The following is a 14,122-nucleotide window of genomic DNA, read 5'->3' as shown; positions in this document are numbered from 1 at the left end:
TGCAAGGGGGTGGCGAGAATATTCCTCACTTCCGGGTAAGAGCCTCCAACGGCACCGCATTCGCCATCGCCGCGTAGCCCGCGTCGCTTGGGTGGATGTGGTCGCCGCTGTCATAGCCGGAGCGCAGTCGCGCCGGATCAGCCGGGTCCCGCAGCGCCGCGTCGAAGTCGACCACGCCGTCAAACGCCCCGCTCGTCCGGATCCACTGGTTCACCGCCGTGCGGATCGCCTCGCGCTCCGGCGGCAGCGAAGCCGGCGTGAGCGTCGCGCCGAGAATGCGTACGCCGCGCCCATGCGCCTGCGCGATCACGCGGCGGTACCCGGCGATCAGGTCGTTCGCGTCGACGTGGGTATGAGGAAAGTCGCAGTCGAGGCCCGATCGCACCGGCATCGCCTGGAAGTTGATGTCGTTGATGCCGATGAGCAGCACCACGGTCTTCACGCCTGGGTGGCCGAGCGCGTCGCGGCCGAAGCGCCGCTCGAGCGCCTCGCCGTAGCAAGGCGAATCGCTCAGCAGCCGGTTGCCGCTAATCCCGAGATCGATCACGGCGAGATCGGTGCGCTGCGACTGCGCAAGGCGGCGCGCCAACGCGTCCGGCCAGCGACGGTTCTGATTGAGCGAGGAGCGCATGCCATCGGTAATGGAGTCGCCGATCGCCGCGACTGTCGACGCCCCCGGCGCCTCGACCGCCAGCCCCGTTACCCACGCGTACTGCGTAAAACGCTCGGTGAATGCGCCAATCGACGGATCCGCAACGTGATTGCCCGGACGCGAGACGTAATTCACCTGATTCGCCACGCGGTGCCAAGCGACCATCTTTTGCTCGGGTCCCATATAGGAACTGATGGCGTAGGGCGCGTGCGCCTTTAGCTCGACCTGCACCGGGTCGCTATCGAGTGCAGCGCCCGGGGGCACCGACACCGACGCCCGCCCACCGAAGGTCACACGCGCCATACCCGGCTCACTCGCCGCCGCGCCACCCGCCGACGGCGCAATCGCCATCGCCTCGATCACGAGCGGCGTGCGCCCATAGAGGTTGCTCACATGCACTCGCGCAACCGTGCCGCCCAGCGTCGGATATACGATCTGCCGAACGGTACGCCCGCCGACCTCGGGCGCGCGGTACAGCGCCGGGAGTGCGTCGCGCTCGGGAATCGACTGCAGCGCTGTCGCCCAGTTCGTGACCCAGGGGCCCGAAGCTTGATCTGCGAATGCCGAAGGCGCGGCGCCAAGTGAAATGAACACTGCGGCCGCAGCCGCGAGAGGAGCAAAAGAAATTTTCATCCGGAAACGAGGGCGCAGGTAAAGGCGCATTGTGCCCCATGGCCCGGTGCGCAGCCTTCCATCCGCCTGACAGTCCAGTGCACTAATCCACGCAAAAGCTCCCCCCAAGCCGCCCACGCGTATCAATCCCAGGTAATCCCGCTTCCGCCCCACTAAAACCTGGCTGTAGGCTCAAATTTCTTTGCCCTACCTCAAAAAATTCATTTACCGACCGGTCGGTTGATTTATACTGCACACCGTACCCAAACCCGATATCCAACTTCGACGAGAGCGTCTCCATGTACACGCAATCCCTCGACATCCCCGGCAACGTGGCTCCGCTCGACGCGGACGCGACCTCACCGGAGCAGGCGCAGTTCGACGCCATCATGGCCGCCGACGGCAAGATCGAGCCGCAGGACTGGATGCCCGAAGCCTATCGCAAGACGCTCGTGCGCCAGATTTCGCAGCATGCGCACTCGGAAGTCGTCGGCATGCTGCCGGAAGGCAACTGGATCTCGCGCGCGCCGAGCCTCAAGCGCAAGGCGATCCTGCTCGCCAAGGTGCAGGACGAAGCGGGCCACGGCCTCTATCTCTATAGCGCGGCGGAAACGCTCGGCGTTTCGCGAGAGCAGCTCATCGACGCCCTGCACGCCGGCAAGGCCAAGTATTCGAGCATCTTCAATTACCCGACGCCCACGTGGGCCGATGTCGGCGTGATCGGCTGGCTCGTGGACGGCGCGGCGATCATGAACCAGATCCCGCTGTGCCGCTGCACGTACGGCCCGTACGCGCGCGCCATGATCCGCATCTGCAAGGAAGAGTCGTTCCACCAGCGCCAGGGCTTCGACGCCCTGCTCGCCATGATGAGCGGCACCGAAGCGCAGCGCGAACTCGTTCAGCAAGCCGTGAACCGCTGGTGGTGGCCGGTGCTGATGATGTTCGGCCCGAGCGATGCCGATTCGGTCCACAGCAACCAGTCGGCCAAATGGGGCATCAAGCGCATCTCGAACGACGATCTGCGCCAGAAGTTCGTCGATGCCACGGTCGAGCAGGCGAAGGTGCTGGGCGTGACGCTGCCCGATCCCGATCTGAAGTGGAACGAAGCGCGCGGCCACTACGACTACGGCACGATCGACTGGGAAGAATTCTGGCGCGTCGTGAACGGCGACGGCCCGTGCAACCGCGAGCGTCTCGGCACGCGCGTGAAAGCGCACAACGAAGGCGCATGGGTGCGCGAAGCCGCCCTCGCGCACGCCGGGAAGCAGCGTCAGCGCGCCGAAAAGCACGCAGCTTGAGCGCACCTCACACATGAATCAGGAAGGAAGGAGATCCACGATGAACAAGGAATGGCCGATCTGGGAAGTGTTCGTGCGCAGCAAACAGGGCCTCGACCACAAGCACTGTGGCAGCCTGCACGCCTCCGACGCTTCGATGGCGCTGCGCATGGCGCGCGACGTCTACACGCGCCGTCAGGAAGGCGTGAGCATCTGGGTGGTGCCCTCGTCGGCAATCACGGCATCGGATCCGAACGAAAAGGCTGAGCTCTTCGAGCCGGCCGGCGACAAGATCTATCGCCACCCGACGTTCTACACGCTGCCCGACGAAGTCAACCACATGTAAGAGCGCACATGAAGCCCACGCCTGAACAACTCGCTTACGTGCTGCGCCTCGCCGATACGGCGCTGATCCTCGGTCAGCGCAATACGCAATGGTGCGGCCACGGCCCGATCCTCGAAGAAGACATCGCGCTCGCCAACATGAGCCTGGACCTGATCGGTCAGGCGCGCCTGCTTTACACGCACGCCGCCACGCTCGAGAAGGCGCTCACCGGGCGCGAGCGCACCGAGGACGACTACGCCTACTTCCGCGCCGAGCGCGAGTTCGCGAATTACACGCTCGCGGAGCTGCCGCATTTCGGCCCGCTCGCCGGCACGACGCATTCGGCCAACGACTACGCCGTGACGATCGTGCGCAACTTCCTCTACGCCACGCTGATGGAGCATCTGTGGACCGCGCTGCTGCGCTCCGCCGATCCGCAGCTGGCCGCGATCGCCGAGCGCTCGGTCAAGGAAACACGCTATCACGTGCACCATGCGCGCGAGTGGCTGATCCGCTTCGGCGACGGCACCGACGAATCGCACCGCCGCGCCCAGGCAGCCATCGACTGGCTGATGCCGTACACGCGCGAGTTCTTCAGCACCGACGCCGTGGAAACGGCCGTGGCAGAAGCCGGCATCGCGCCGCTCGCCGCACAGCTCGAAGCCGCATGGCGCACCGACGTGCAAGCCGCGTTCGACGAAGCCACGCTCGCCATGCCCGCGCCGGTGTTGCACGTCACGACCGGCAAGCACGGCGAGCACTCGGAGCACATGGGGTTCGTGCTGGCCGAGATGCAGAGCCTCGCGCGCCAGCATCCGGACGCGCGCTGGTAAGCCGCCCCCGCAGGAACAGAGGAAGTCACGATGCAAGCAACGGCAGATCACGCGCTCGAGCGCGCCTGGGAAGTGCTGGAATCGGTGCCCGATCCGGAGATTCCGGTCGTGTCGATTCGCGAACTGGGCATCCTGCGCGACGTGCGCCGCGCCGGCGACGGCCAGATCGAAGTGGTCATCACGCCCACCTACTCCGGCTGCCCGGCAATGTCGCAGATCGCGGAGGACGTCGCGCGCGCACTCGACGCCGCCGCGCTCGCGCCCTACCGCATCGCGACGACCCTCACGCCCGCGTGGACCACCGACTGGATCACCGACGAAGCGCGCGAAAAGCTGCGCGCCTATGGCATCGCGCCTCCCGCTGTCGACCACTGCGGCAACTGCGGCTCCCCCCCTCGATCGGCCGAACAGCCGATCACCTTCGTCGCGAAACCGAAGCCGTTGCCCGCGCCGGCCTGCCCGCATTGCGGCTCGAAGCATACCGAACGCCTCGCGCAGTTCGGCTCGACCGCGTGCAAGGCGCTCTACCGCTGCATCGACTGCCGCGAACCCTTCGATTACTTCAAACCGTACTGATATGGCCACTCCGCAATTCCATTCGCTGCGCATCCGCGAAGTGCGGCCCGAAACCGCGGACGCAGTGTCCGTCGCTTTCGAAGTCCCGCCCGAGCTGCGCGAGGCGTTTCGCTTCACCCAGGGACAGTTCGTCACGCTCAAGACGCACATCGACGGCGAAGAAACGCGCCGTTCGTACTCGATCTGCGTGGGCGTGACCGACTACGACCGCGATGGCGAGCTGCGCATCGGCATCAAGCGCGTGCGCGGCGGGCGTTTTTCGAACTTCGCGTTCGAGCAGCTCGCGCCCGGTCACGAGATCGACGTGATGACGCCCGATGGCCGCTTCTTCACGCACCTGAACGCCGGGCACGGCAAGCACTACGTGGCGTTCGCGGGCGGCTCGGGCATCACGCCCGTGCTCGCGATCATCAAGACGACGCTCGAAACGGAGCCGCGCAGCGCGTTCACGCTCGTCTACGGCAACCGCAGCGTCGACGCGATCATGTTCGCCGAGGAGCTGGAAGACCTGAAGAACCGCTTCATGAGCCGCCTGCGCCTCTATCACGTGCTTTCGGACGACCTGCAGGACGTCGAGCTCTTCAACGGCGTGCTCGATCAGGCCAAGTGCGCGGCGTTTCTCGACACGCTGCTGCCAGCCGACGAGATCGACGAAGCCTTCATCTGCGGCCCCGGCCCGATGATGGACGCCGCCGAAGCCGCGCTCAAGGACGCGGGCGTGCCGCCGCAGAAGGTGCACGTGGAACGCTTCGGCTCGCCGCTGCCGCAGGCGGGCGTGCCGAACGTCGAGATCACCGAAAACACGCCGGCCGCCGACCTCGAAATTGTCATCGACGGCAAAAAGCGCAAGATGCGCCTGCCGTACGAGGGCGTGAGCCTGCTCGACGTCGGCCTGAAGGCCGGTCTGGCGCTGCCTTACGCGTGCAAGGGCGGCGTGTGCTGCACCTGCCGCGCCAAGGTGCTCGAAGGCGAGGTGAAGATGGACAAGAACTACACGCTCGAGGAGCAGGAGGTGAAGGACGGCTTCGTGCTCACCTGCCAGTGCCACCCGGTGAGCGAGCGTGTAGTCGTGAGTTTCGACGAACGCTAAGGCGTTAACGCAACAGCACGCTTTCGGCCTGCAGGCGATCCGCCTACACTAGGGGCCGCCCGTCGGTGTTGCAGCGCAGCGCTGCGACACCCGCGGGCGGCTCCTTTTGTCATTTGCGTGCTTTCGGGCTTACAGGGCGTTCAGCATGAACGCAACGAGTTGTCGATGACCACGATTCACCTCATTTACGGCGAGCCGGCCCCGCTACGTCAGGCTCTCGAAGCGGCGGGGCGTTCGGACCGCGTGATCGCCCTGCGCGATGATCTGACGGTAGGCCCGTTGCGCGACATCGATGTGGCGGGCGACCCGGGCGTCGCGCAACGCGCCGCCTTCTGGGAGCGCCTTGGCGATGCGCCGCCGGCCGTCGCCCACGACGACTGCGCGGCACTGAATGCACTCGATGCCGACGACTCCCACGTGGTGATCTGGCACACGCATGACGCCGCACATCAGCTCGCGCTGCGGCGTATCTGCTACCGCTTGCGCGATGTCCCGCAGCGCCTGAACGAAGTGCGCCTGGCTACCGACGAAATTTCGGGTCCGAACGCCGCAACCCGCATCGAGGCACGCTTGCCCGACGCCGCGCCGATTTCGGTGCTGCGCATCACGCGTCTCGCTCTGGAGTGGCAGGAAGCCAAGTTCGCCAACGGCGAGACGCGCCGCTGGCACGACAACACATTTACAAGCGGTACCTGGAACGACCTCGACGCCATGATTCTCCACGTGCTCGACGCCCATGAAGATCGCCCGGCGGGCGCATCGTGGCTCCCCAGCGACGCACTCGGCGCGGCGCTCACGCGTGGCGGTGCCGGCTTCACGGTTGGCGAGCCGGTCGTGCTGTGGCGCCTGCGCGAACTGTGCGCAGCACAAGAGCTGCGCCTGCGCGACGATATGTGCGCCGCCTGCGCCCCGCTCGCCGCTGCCGCGCGCGCCGCGCGTCCGCCCCTGCCGCAGACTGCCGCGCATCTTTCCCTCCCCCGCTGAATTCCCATGGCACGCACAAGAGCGCCCGACCACGAAACCCAACGCGACCAGATCCTCGAACTCGCCGCCGCCAAATTCGCGCAGACGAGCTACCCGAGCACCTCGATGTCGGACCTCGCGGCCGCCAGCGGCACTTCGAAGGCGCGGCTTTACCACTATTACGAGAGCAAGGAGGCGATCCTCTTCGACCTGCTCGACCGGTACACCAAGCGCCTCATGCTGATCATCGCGGAGGTCGAAGGCGCGAGCCAGCGGCGCGGTCACGACGAGCGCGAGAGCTTCGCGGAGCTGATTCGCGCGTTTCTCGCCGAATACGAAACCTCGCACAGCCGCCACGTGGCGCTCCTGAACGACGTCAAATACCTCGTCGACGCCCAGCGCGAGATCATCCTGAACCGCCAGCGCGACGTGGTCGCCGCTTTTACGCGCCAACTCGCGCGCGCGTACCCCGGCCAGGTCACGAGCGAAAACCAGACCGCGCTGACGATGATGGTGTTCGGCATGATCAACTGGACGTTCACATGGCTCAAGCCCGGCGGCCGCATGGGCTATCGCGATTTCGCCGAGCAGGTGATCGCCATGGTCGATCACGGTCTGAAGGGCGCCTGAAGGTGGCCCGGATGGCGTCCGGGCGGTATAAATTTTCGGGCCGGATTGCTGCGATGCGACATGATGCATCAAGACAACAGTTGACGCGTCAAACGACCCGTTTTTAATAAACGTTAATAATCAATTGCTTATCGGCACATTTTTATTAATTAGGCACAACACTCAAATTTTCACTCCGGGTTTTCCCTAGAGTGCATCCAGGGTTTCCGCTAGAATGCGTTTTGCGCTGCATCATGCGGCATGCATTTTAAGGAGAACCCACCATGAACCCGCTTTCGACCCAAGCCAACGTGCCGATCATGTCGTCCGCTCGCGCGCTGACGTTCGGTCATGCGCCCGTCATGGTGCGAGTGCTCACCTCGGCAGACCGCGAACGCCTGCTCGCGCACTTTCTCTCGCTCGACACCGATGACCGCCTGCTGCGCTTCGGGCAGGCTGCACCAGACCACGTGATCGAAAAGTACGTGCGCTCGATGGACTTCACGCGCGACACCGTGTTCGGAGTGTTCGACCATCAGCTGCAACTCGTGGGCGTGGGCCATCTGGCCTACCTGCCGGCGGACGGCAACGGCCGCACGGCCGAGTTCGGCGTGTCCGTGCTGGAAAGCGCGCGCGGCCAGGGCATTGGCTCGAAGCTGTTCGAGCGCGCCGCCATCCGCAGCCGCAACACGCACGTCACCACGCTTTACATGCATTGCCTGTCGCGCAACTCGACGATGATGCACATCGCGAAGAAGTCGGGCATGAAGATCGAATACGCCTACGGCGAAGCCGATGCCTATCTCTCGCTCGAGCCGGCCGACCAGAGCAGCATCATCGCCGAAATGCTCCAGGAGCAAGCCGCCGTGTTCGACTACGCGCTCAAGCGTCAGGCGCGTCAGGCCAGCGAGCTGATGGAAACGATCCTGCCGCAAGCTGTCGCGGCGTGACTCCTGCCCTTCGGGACAGACTGATGCACTGAAAAAGCGGCTTCGGCCGCTTTTTTTACGCCTGCTGCACGCAGGCGCGCGCTCAGCGGATCGGCAAAGCCGTCGTTTCCTTGAACGTGTCGAGCGAAAAACTGGACTTCACGTCGATCACCGAAGGATGGTGCAGCAACTGGTCCTGCACGAAGCGCGAGAAGTGCGCCATGTCCTCCACCTGCACGCGCAGCAGGAAGTCCATGTCGCCCGTCATCGCGTGACAGGCCACCACCTCCGGCCAGGTCTGCACCGCCGCACGAAACAGCTCGGCGTGCGTCACGCCCTCGCGCCCCGCCGCCGTCGGCCCGCGCTTTTCCAGCCGCACATTCACGTAGGCAAGCAGGTCGAGCCCCAGCTTCTGCGCATCGAGCAGCGCCACGTAGCTGCGAATCACGCCGCTTTCCTCCAGCCGCCGGATGCGCCGCAAACACGGGCTCGGCGAGAGATTCACGCGCTCGGCGATCTCCTGGTTCGAGAGTCGGCCATTCTCCTGAAGGATCGCCAGAATGCGCCTGTCGATTGCGTCCAATTCGATGCCTGCCATTTTCTGCCTTCCAGACACTCAATCAAGGCAGTTTATAGCGCATATCGACGGCAATGCGACCCAACTCGCAAGTTTTCTCCCAATACGGCCGACTACACTGTGCAGCACGAAATCTGATCTACATCAGCCAGGAGACAACCATGCAGGTCCCCAACTGGGAGAACCCCGTCGGCACCGACGGCTTCGAATTCATTGAATACACCGCGCCGGACCCCAAGGCGCTCGGCAAGCTGTTCGAGCGCATGGGCTTCACGGCCATCGCCCGCCATCGCCATAAGGATGTGACGCTCTACCGCCAGGGCGACATCAACTTCATCGTCAACGGCGAACCCGATTCGTTCGCCCAGCGCTTCGCGCGCCTGCACGGTCCGTCGATCTGCGCGATCGCCTTCCGCGTGCAGGACGCCGCCAAGGCCTACAAGCACGCGCTCGAACTCGGCGCGTGGGGCTTCGACAACAAGACGGGCCCGATGGAGCTGAACATTCCGGCCATCAAGGGCATTGGCGACTCGCTGATCTATTTCGTCGACCGCTGGCGCGGCAAGAACGGCGCGGCGCCGGGAAGCATTGGCGACATCGGCATCTATGACGTCGACTTCGAGCCGATCGCGGGCGCCGAGCAGAACCCGGTCGGCCACGGCCTCACCTATATCGACCACCTCACGCACAACGTCCACCGCGGCCGGATGGCCGAATGGGCGGAATTTTATGAGCGCCTCTTCAACTTCCGTGAAATCCGCTACTTCGACATCGAAGGCAAGGTCACCGGCGTGAAGTCGAAGGCGATGACATCGCCCTGCGGCAAGATCCGCATCCCGATCAACGAGGAAGGCGGCGAGACGGCGGGCCAGATCCAGGAATACCTCGACGCCTATCACGGCGAGGGCATCCAGCACATCGCGCTCGGCACGAACGACATCTACCGCACCGTGGACGGCCTGCGCGCGTCGAACATCGCGCTGCTCGACACGATCGACACGTACTATGAGCTCGTGAACCGCCGCATTCCGGGCCACACCGAGCCGCTCGACGAACTGAAGAAGCGCAAGATCCTGATCGACGGCATGCCCGAAGACCTGCTGCTGCAGATCTTCACGGAGAACCAGATCGGCCCGATCTTCTTCGAGATCATTCAGCGCAAGGGCAACCAGGGCTTCGGCGAGGGCAACTTCAAGGCGCTGTTCGAGTCGATCGAGCTCGATCAGATCCGCCGTGGCGTGGTGCAGGACAAGGCCTGACGTACCCGCGCCGGTAATTTCGGCCCAAGCCAGACAAAAAGGGCGAAGATCGCACGATCTTCGCCCTTTTTGACTTTTGAATCCGCCGCCGCACACCCCGGCGCCGGATTCGGGTGAATGGAATGCTGCGCGGATCAGCGCGGCATCAGGACTTGCGTTCGGCCTTCGCGGCTGGCATGGCGTTCGTATCCGCCTTCATGCTCAGTGTGTACTGGGCGCATCGGGTCGTCGCGCTCTCGCCGCCCTTTGTGCTGGCGTTGGAATGCAACGGCGCGCTCATGGCGAAGAACGCGGCCGAGACCGTCAGGAAGGTCTGGATATGTCGATTATTCATGCTGGACTCCTTTTTTTGGACTGCCTTTCGCAGTAGTGCCCCTTTTAATAACTGTTAACAGCCAGGGAAGCTGCGCGGTTCGCACAGGTGAGGGAGTTAGACAGGATATTCAAGACCGGTTCCCAGGTAGTGCAAGTTTTACAGGTTGTTACTCCTCAGAGGAATTCGACACATCCCTTATTACACAGCGGTTTCAGGCCGCTTGCGTGACACGGCGCCACGGGCCCGAAACATGCAGCGCAGTGCGGCGCGGCGCTCCGAGGCCCGAAGCGGCGGGTTTATCCGAGTGCTACTATCGAAAAAAAGAAGCCAATATGGCGACCCCGGCCAGAGCATTCACAAGATGCCGAGGCCCTGAAGTTCTGGCGATCCCACAACGGATTGGTTGGATGGAGGAAGACACATAATGAATGCCCCGCTAGACGCAGGTCAGCGCGCAACGCTTACAGCCGCACTCGCTTCCGTCACGCTCGACGACAAATACACCCTCGAACGCGGCCGCGCGTACATGAGCGGCATTCAGGCGCTGGTCCGCCTGCCGATGCTGCAGCAGGAGCGCGACAAGGCCGCCGGTCTCAATACCGCGGGGTTCATCTCGGGCTATCGTGGCTCGCCGCTCGGCGGTCTCGATCAGTCCCTCTGGAAGGCGAAGCAGCATCTCGCCGCGCATCAGATCGTCTTTCAGCCCGGTGTGAACGAAGACCTCGCCGCGACCGCCGTGTGGGGCTCGCAGCAGGTGAACCTGTACCCGTCCGCGAAATACGATGGCGTGTTTTCGATGTGGTACGGCAAGGGCCCGGGCGTCGACCGCAGCGGCGACGTGTTCAAGCACGGTAATTCAGCCGGCTCGTCGCGGCACGGCGGCGTGCTCGTGCTCGCCGGCGACGACCATGCGGCCAAATCGTCCACGCTCGCCCACCAGTCGGAGCACGTCTTCAAGGCCTGCGGCCTGCCGGTGCTGTTCCCCTCGAACGTGCAGGAATACCTCGACTTCGGCCTGCACGGCTGGGCGATGAGCCGTTACTCGGGCCTCTGGGTCGCGATGAAATGCGTGACCGACGTGGTCGAATCGTCGGCTTCGGTCGAGCTCGACCCGCATCGCACGAACATCATCCTTCCCGAAGACTTCGCGATGCCCGAGGGCGGGCTGAACATCCGCTGGCCAGACCCGCCGCTCGTGCAGGAGGCGCGGCTGCTCGACTACAAGTGGTACGCGGGGCTCGCCTACGTGCGCGCCAACAAGCTCGACCGCATCGAGATCGATTCGCCGCATGCGCGCTTTGGCATCATCACGGGCGGCAAGGCGTATCTGGACGTGCGCCAGGCGCTCACCGACCTCGGCCTCGACGACGAAACCTGCTCGCGCATCGGTATCCGGCTCTACAAGGTCGGCTGCGTGTGGCCGCTCGAAGCGCAGGGCGCGCACGCTTTCGCGCGCGGCCTCGAAGAGATTCTCGTGGTCGAGGAAAAGCGTCAGATTCTCGAATACGCGATCAAGGAAGAGTTGTACAACTGGCCCGACGCCCAGCGTCCGCGCGTGTACGGCAAGTTCGACGAGAAGGACGGCGCGGGCGGCGAATGGTCGGTGCCGATGGGCAACTGGCTTCTGCCCGCGCACTACGAGCTTTCGCCCGCGATCATCGCCCGGGCCATCTCCACGCGGCTCGACAAGTTCGAATTGCCCTCGGACGTGCGCGCGCGCATCGCCGCGCGCATGACGGTGATCGAGGCCAAGGAAAAGGCGCTCGCGAAGCCGCGCGTTCAGGCGGAGCGCAAGCCGTGGTTCTGCTCGGGCTGCCCGCACAATACCTCGACGAACGTGCCCGAGGGCTCGCGCGCGATGGCCGGCATCGGCTGCCACTACATGACGGTATGGATGGACCGCAACACGAGCACCTTCAGCCAGATGGGCGGCGAAGGCGTGGCGTGGGTCGGCCAGGCGCCGTTCACGAACGACAAGCACGTGTTCGCCAACCTCGGCGACGGCACCTACTTCCACTCGGGCCTGCTCGCCATCCGCGCGGCGATCGCCTCGAAGGCGAACATCACCTACAAGATTCTCTACAACGATGCGGTCGCGATGACGGGCGGCCAGCCTGTCGACGGCACGCTCACCGTGCCGCAGATCACGCATCAGGTCGCCGCCGAAGGCGCGGCGAAGATCGCGATCGTCACCGACGAACCCGGGAAGTACGAAGGTGAACCCGCCACGAAGCTCGCGCCGGGCGTGACGATCCACCACCGCGACCAGCTCGATGCGATCCAGCGCGAACTGCGCGAGATTCCCGGCACGACGATCCTGATCTACGACCAGACCTGCGCCACCGAAAAGCGGCGCCGCCGCAAGCGCGGCACGTATCCGGACCCGGCGAAGCGCGTGGTCATCAACGAGGCGGTGTGCGAAGGCTGCGGCGATTGCTCGGTGCAGTCGAATTGCCTGAGCGTCGAGCCGCTCGATACGGAATACGGCACGAAGCGCCAGATCAACCAGTCCACCTGCAACAAGGACTTCTCCTGCCTGAAGGGCTTCTGCCCGAGCTTCGTGACGGTGGAAGGCGGCCAGCTGCGCAAGCCGAAGACGAGCAGCGTGGCCAACGATGCGATGCCAACCGTCCCGACGCCCGACGTCCCCGCCATCGACCGCCCCTACGGCGTGCTCGTGACGGGCGTGGGCGGCACCGGCGTGGTGACGATCGGCGCGCTGCTCGGCATGGCCGCGCACCTCGAAGCCAAGGGCGTGACCGTGCTCGACGTGACGGGCCTCGCGCAAAAGGGCGGCGCGGTGATGAGCCACGTGCAGATCGCCAACCGGCCCGCCGACATCCACGCGACGCGCATCGCCATGGGCGAGGCGAACCTCGTGATCGGCTGCGACGCCATCGTGACGGCCGGCGACGACTGCGTCTCGCGCATGCAGGAAGGCATGACGCACGTGGTGCTCAACAGCGCGCCCACGCCGACCGCCGAGTTCATCAAGAATCCGCAGTGGCAGTTCCCGGGCGCCAACACCGAGGCTGACGTGCGCGCCGCGGCGGGCACGGACAACGTCGCGACGGTCGATGCGAACCGCTACGCGCTCGCGCTGCTCGGCGACGCGATCTACACGAACCCGTTCGTGCTCGGCTACGCGTGGCAAAAGGGCTGGCTGCCGCTCACGCACGAGTCGCTCGTGCGTGCGATCGAGTTGAACGCGGTGCAGGTCGAGAAGAATCTCGCGGCGTTCGAATGGGGCCGCCGCGTGGCGCACGATCGCGCCGCCGTGGATCAGCTCGTGAAGAAGCCGGTGCCCGAGCCGAACGCCGCGGGCCTGGAAACCGCCGCCGGCGCGAAGATCGTCTCGCTGCACACGCCCAGGGCACTCGACACGCTCATCGAAAAGCGCGCGCAATATCTCGCCGCGTATCAGAACGAGGCTTACGCGCGGCGCTATCGTGCGTTCGTCGAAAGCGTGCGCCAGGCCGAAGCGAAGCTCGAGCACGTGGACGGCCAGTCTGCGCTCACCGAAGCGGTGGCGAAGAACCTGCACAAGCTGATGGCGTACAAGGACGAATACGAGGTCGCGCGCCTCTACGCGGATCCGGCGTTCATCGAGAAGATCAAGGCGAGCTTCGAAGGCGACTGGAAGGTGAACTTCCATCTCGCTCCGCCCTCCTTCGCGAAGCATGACGACAAAGGCCAGCTCGTGAAGAAGCGGTATGGCCCGCGCATGCTCACGGCCATGCGCGTACTCGCGAAATTCAGGTTCCTGCGCGGCACGGCGCTCGACCCGTTCGGCCGCACCGAGGAACGCCGTCACGAACGCGCATTGATCGGCGAGTACGAGACGCTGATGCGCGAAGTGGCCGACGGTTTGAGCGAGGGGAATCTGCCGCTCGCGGTGGAACTCGCGAACCTGCCCGACGCGATTCGCGGTTACGGCCACATCAAGGAGAACAACCTCAAGGCCACGCGCGCCAAGTGGGCCACGCTGCTCGCGAAGTGGCGCTCGCCGGAAAACGCAGCGGCGCGGCACGCGGCTTGACGCTCGCTTGAATTGGAGGCCGTAAAAACGAAGGGCGCTCCGTGCCGCTCTGTGCAATCCGGAGC

The 14,122-nt window shown here is 64.8% G+C and carries 13 protein-coding genes; 10 read left to right on the top strand and 3 right to left on the bottom strand.

Translation table 11 applies throughout. From position 1 onward, the window contains the following. Positions 1–25 precede the first annotated feature (25 nt). Positions 26–1,285 carry an SGNH/GDSL hydrolase family protein gene (locus tag BHE01S_RS26840; protein WP_084069260.1) on the bottom strand — a complete coding sequence of 420 codons (1,260 nt, stop codon included), beginning with the start codon at positions 1,283–1,285 and terminating at the stop codon, positions 26–28. A gap of 278 nt (positions 1,286–1,563) precedes the next feature. Here BHE01S_RS26840 and paaA point away from each other — a divergent pair, with 278 nt between their 5' ends. The 8 genes from paaA to BHE01S_RS26800 all read left to right on the top strand — a co-directional run bounded on the left by paaA (position 1,564) and on the right by BHE01S_RS26800 (position 7,887). After that, entirely contained in the window at positions 1,564–2,562 is a 999-nt protein-coding gene (paaA, locus tag BHE01S_RS26835; RefSeq protein WP_042269167.1) for a 1,2-phenylacetyl-CoA epoxidase subunit PaaA, read from the top strand. Between the two features lie 40 nt (positions 2,563–2,602). Continuing rightward, complete coding sequence (gene paaB / locus BHE01S_RS26830) at positions 2,603–2,887, top strand: 1,2-phenylacetyl-CoA epoxidase subunit PaaB (RefSeq protein WP_028203445.1); 285 nt, start codon at positions 2,603–2,605, stop codon at positions 2,885–2,887. Positions 2,888–2,895: 8 nt separating this feature from the next. After that, positions 2,896–3,699 carry a 1,2-phenylacetyl-CoA epoxidase subunit PaaC gene (gene paaC, locus BHE01S_RS26825; RefSeq protein WP_042269165.1) on the top strand — a complete coding sequence of 268 codons (804 nt, stop codon included), beginning with the start codon at positions 2,896–2,898 and terminating at the stop codon, positions 3,697–3,699. Positions 3,700–3,729: 30 nt separating this feature from the next. Continuing rightward, positions 3,730–4,275, top strand: coding sequence for a 1,2-phenylacetyl-CoA epoxidase subunit PaaD (gene paaD / locus BHE01S_RS26820; RefSeq protein ID WP_042269163.1), 546 nt, complete (start codon positions 3,730–3,732; stop codon positions 4,273–4,275). A gap of 1 nt (position 4,276) precedes the next feature. Next, positions 4,277–5,365, top strand: a complete 1,089-nt coding sequence (gene paaE / locus BHE01S_RS26815; RefSeq protein WP_042269161.1) for a 1,2-phenylacetyl-CoA epoxidase subunit PaaE — start codon at positions 4,277–4,279, stop codon at positions 5,363–5,365. A 165-nt stretch (positions 5,366–5,530) separates the two neighbouring features. After that, positions 5,531–6,349, top strand: a complete 819-nt coding sequence (locus BHE01S_RS26810) for a DUF1835 domain-containing protein (protein WP_084069270.1) — start codon at positions 5,531–5,533, stop codon at positions 6,347–6,349. A 6-nt stretch (positions 6,350–6,355) separates the two neighbouring features. Then, entirely contained in the window at positions 6,356–6,958 is a 603-nt protein-coding gene (locus BHE01S_RS26805) for a TetR/AcrR family transcriptional regulator (RefSeq protein ID WP_042269159.1), read from the top strand. Between the two features lie 263 nt (positions 6,959–7,221). After that, complete coding sequence (locus BHE01S_RS26800) at positions 7,222–7,887, top strand: GNAT family N-acetyltransferase (protein ID WP_042269157.1); 666 nt, start codon at positions 7,222–7,224, stop codon at positions 7,885–7,887. A gap of 82 nt (positions 7,888–7,969) precedes the next feature. On the opposite strand, the gene BHE01S_RS26795 is transcribed toward BHE01S_RS26800, so the two are convergent. Then, positions 7,970–8,464 (bottom strand): Lrp/AsnC family transcriptional regulator, encoded by a 495-nt coding sequence (locus BHE01S_RS26795; protein ID WP_042269155.1) that lies wholly within the window; start codon positions 8,462–8,464, stop codon positions 7,970–7,972. A gap of 140 nt (positions 8,465–8,604) precedes the next feature. On the opposite strand from BHE01S_RS26795, the gene hppD reads away from it, so the two are divergent. Then, entirely contained in the window at positions 8,605–9,702 is a 1,098-nt protein-coding gene (hppD, locus tag BHE01S_RS26790; protein WP_042269153.1) for a 4-hydroxyphenylpyruvate dioxygenase, read from the top strand. 145 nt (positions 9,703–9,847) lie between these two features. On the opposite strand, the gene BHE01S_RS37140 is transcribed toward hppD, so the two are convergent. Beyond that, positions 9,848–10,036 (bottom strand): hypothetical protein, encoded by a 189-nt coding sequence (locus BHE01S_RS37140; protein WP_084069258.1) that lies wholly within the window; start codon positions 10,034–10,036, stop codon positions 9,848–9,850. A gap of 406 nt (positions 10,037–10,442) precedes the next feature. Here BHE01S_RS37140 and BHE01S_RS26780 point away from each other — a divergent pair, with 406 nt between their 5' ends. Further along, positions 10,443–14,057: an indolepyruvate ferredoxin oxidoreductase family protein gene (locus BHE01S_RS26780; protein WP_042269148.1), complete on the top strand. Its 3,615-nt coding sequence runs from the start codon at positions 10,443–10,445 to the stop codon at positions 14,055–14,057. The last annotated feature ends 65 nt before the right edge of the window (positions 14,058–14,122 follow it).

It is taken from the genome of Paraburkholderia heleia NBRC 101817, assembly GCF_000739775.1.
GTDB lineage: Bacteria > Pseudomonadota > Gammaproteobacteria > Burkholderiales > Burkholderiaceae > Paraburkholderia > Paraburkholderia heleia.
This window is presented reverse-complemented; position numbering and strand designations above follow the sequence as displayed.

Excerpts from the sequence above, each read along its gene's own strand:
- BHE01S_RS26840 (WP_084069260.1), bottom strand. The coding sequence starts at position 1,285 with ATGAAAATTTCTTTTGCTCCTCTCGCGGCTGCGGCCGCAGTGTTCATT.
- paaA (WP_042269167.1), top strand. The coding sequence starts at position 1,564 with ATGTACACGCAATCCCTCGACATCCCCGGCAACGTGGCTCCGCTCGAC.
- paaB (WP_028203445.1), top strand. The coding sequence starts at position 2,603 with ATGAACAAGGAATGGCCGATCTGGGAAGTGTTCGTGCGCAGCAAACAG.
- paaC (WP_042269165.1), top strand. The coding sequence starts at position 2,896 with ATGAAGCCCACGCCTGAACAACTCGCTTACGTGCTGCGCCTCGCCGAT.
- paaD (WP_042269163.1), top strand. The coding sequence starts at position 3,730 with ATGCAAGCAACGGCAGATCACGCGCTCGAGCGCGCCTGGGAAGTGCTG.
- paaE (WP_042269161.1), top strand. The coding sequence starts at position 4,277 with ATGGCCACTCCGCAATTCCATTCGCTGCGCATCCGCGAAGTGCGGCCC.
- BHE01S_RS26810 (WP_084069270.1), top strand. The coding sequence starts at position 5,531 with ATGACCACGATTCACCTCATTTACGGCGAGCCGGCCCCGCTACGTCAG.
- BHE01S_RS26805 (WP_042269159.1), top strand. The coding sequence starts at position 6,356 with ATGGCACGCACAAGAGCGCCCGACCACGAAACCCAACGCGACCAGATC.
- BHE01S_RS26800 (WP_042269157.1), top strand. The coding sequence starts at position 7,222 with ATGAACCCGCTTTCGACCCAAGCCAACGTGCCGATCATGTCGTCCGCT.
- BHE01S_RS26795 (WP_042269155.1), bottom strand. The coding sequence starts at position 8,464 with ATGGCAGGCATCGAATTGGACGCAATCGACAGGCGCATTCTGGCGATC.
- hppD (WP_042269153.1), top strand. The coding sequence starts at position 8,605 with ATGCAGGTCCCCAACTGGGAGAACCCCGTCGGCACCGACGGCTTCGAA.
- BHE01S_RS37140 (WP_084069258.1), bottom strand. The coding sequence starts at position 10,036 with ATGAATAATCGACATATCCAGACCTTCCTGACGGTCTCGGCCGCGTTC.
- BHE01S_RS26780 (WP_042269148.1), top strand. The coding sequence starts at position 10,443 with ATGAATGCCCCGCTAGACGCAGGTCAGCGCGCAACGCTTACAGCCGCA.